The sequence below is a fragment of the Chitinophagales bacterium genome (genome assembly GCA_020636495.1).
In the GTDB taxonomy this organism is placed as follows: Bacteria; Bacteroidota; Bacteroidia; order Chitinophagales; family Chitinophagaceae; genus UBA5543.
The window spans coordinates 1-2,086 of record JACJXQ010000026.1; the positions used below are offsets into that span (position 1 = coordinate 1).

Genomic DNA, 2,086 nt, shown 5'->3' on the forward strand with positions numbered 1-2,086 from the left:
CACAATTCCAGCGATACAAGCTCCTGTTCAACGCTATGCCGCACGGCGGTTGTTAGCCGAGAAGAAAATGCTATTAGGAATGACGAAAACGAAGACGATGATGAGCCGGTGTTGCCCTTTTACGTACAAGATACGAACTGGCTATCCGATAGTAAAACTCTAAAGCAGGAACTTTATGCTGATGCGATAAAACCGCCGCCAAAGATACCAATATATATTCTCTATGGGGTATTCAGAGCCTGAGATTATGTTTGTTAATACGCAAATACAATCTAAGACACCTCTGGAGAACAAATGAAAAGAAAATATCTATGGCTAATTGGCGGAACATCTGTCCTGCTCGTAGTAGTCGCTGCATTTCTACTTTTTCCTGTTATGGGAGCAAAAAACGCTAATGACAAAGTATATGTCGCAGCCGAAGACGCCGGGAGAATTGACGTAATCAGTCCCAAATCACGATCTGTCATTGCAAAAATAGACTTAGCCAATAAAGAAGATGCCGATGACACAATGTATATGGCACATAACGTCCAAGTTGCTCCTGATGGCAAATCTGTATGGGTTACTGCGAATGCTATGGCAAACCATACAGCGAGCTTGAAGACACGTATATTGAACAAGCTGTTCCCGACGGCGTATGCCGATGAAGGACACGATGAAGTAGCCACCAGTTCCGATCAAGTTGTTGTCATTGATCCTTTAACAGACAAGATAACAAGGCGGATTGATATAGGAACCGACCTGCACTTGGCACACGTGGTTCTAACGCCTGACAGTAAATTTGCTCTTGCTACATCACAGAATAAAGCTGAGGTTTACAAAATTGATACTGAAACCTTTAAAGTTGTTGGAACAGCAAAAGCAAAAACCAAAACCAATGCAGAACCGCACGGGCTACGCATATCGCCGGACGGTAAAACCGCTTACGTTGCACTGATGGGAGATAAAAGTATTGGTAAGCTAAACCTGTCAACGCTAACATTTAAGTACATTCCATTGAATGGCACGCCTGTTCAAACTGGTATTACCGCAGATGGTAAATACGCTTTAGCATCTGTTTTTACTGACAAGAGTATGGCTATCGTTGATACTGCCAACGACAGCGTCAGGTATGCGTTATTACCGAGCGATGCAAAAGGACCGTTGCAGCTTTACCCGTCGTCTGATGCTCGCTATGCGTATGTCGCAGACCAGGGTAATGATTTTGGGCAACCGGCAGGAAACAGCTTGTATAAAGTTGACGTACAGCAAGCAAAGACTGTTCAGACTATACCAGTTGGCACAGCTCCGCACGGTGTGGTTGTATCGCCAGACGATAGGTACACATACGTTACAAATATGGAGAGTGACGATGTTTCAGTAGTTGATAATAGCGTAGGAAAAGAAGTTGCTCGCATTAAAGTTGGCAAAAAACCGAACGGAATAAGTTACTGGACTAAACAATAATCGGATAATTAAGGATTGGAGATAACTATGAAAAATAAGAGCATAATGACAATAGCACTGATTGCAATCATCGTAGCGGCAGGATTTGGCGGCTACACGTTGGGTAATCAAAATGACGCTAAGAATACCAATACATCTGTTACCACTGAACAACAGTCAACGGCTACTGATCATAACTCAATGTCTATGATGGATATGAACAAACAGCTAGAGGGTTTATCGGGCGATGACTATGACAAAGCGTTCATTGAGATGATGATCACTCATCACGAGGGAGCTGTTGATATGGCTGAGTTATCAGCCTCACGTGCAAAACACGATGAGATAAAACAACTAAGTCAAGCCATTATTACGGCTCAAGATAAGGAAATTGCGGATATGAAGCAATGGCAGCGAGACTGGGGCTATTCTACTGGCGAAATGAACGATATGATGCACGGTGGGCACTAAAATGAACGACAAAGAGCCACACGAGCAAGCTAAGAGCAGTAAACGTGCATTACGATTTAACAAAAAAGTCGCTAACTATGTATTAGGGGCTATAGCGGCAGTTGTACTACTGGCTGGCGGCTGGTACGGCTACGCATACGCATCTACTCCTGAACATCTCAGAAAACCGACCTATCAGCATTACCATTAC

At 43.5% G+C, this 2,086-nt stretch carries 2 protein-coding genes; both read left to right on the forward strand.

Translation table 11 applies throughout. The features are described 5' to 3' along the window. Positions 1-294 precede the first annotated feature (294 nt). The gene (locus H6550_16690) at positions 295-1,446 is read left to right on the forward strand and encodes a beta-propeller fold lactonase family protein (protein MCB9047775.1); all 1,152 of its coding nucleotides are present in this window, start codon (positions 295-297) and stop codon (positions 1,444-1,446) included. A 45-nt stretch (positions 1,447-1,491) separates the two neighbouring features. Next, positions 1,492-1,896 (forward strand): DUF305 domain-containing protein, encoded by a 405-nt coding sequence (locus tag H6550_16695; GenBank protein ID MCB9047776.1) that lies wholly within the window; start codon positions 1,492-1,494, stop codon positions 1,894-1,896. The last annotated feature ends 190 nt before the right edge of the window (positions 1,897-2,086 follow it).

What these genes read in the sequence shown, in the direction of transcription:
- H6550_16690 (MCB9047775.1), top strand. Translation starts at nt 295, where the DNA reads ATGAAAAGAAAATATCTATGGCTAATTGGCGGAACATCTGTCCTGCTC.
- H6550_16695 (MCB9047776.1), top strand. Translation starts at nt 1,492, where the DNA reads ATGACAATAGCACTGATTGCAATCATCGTAGCGGCAGGATTTGGCGGC.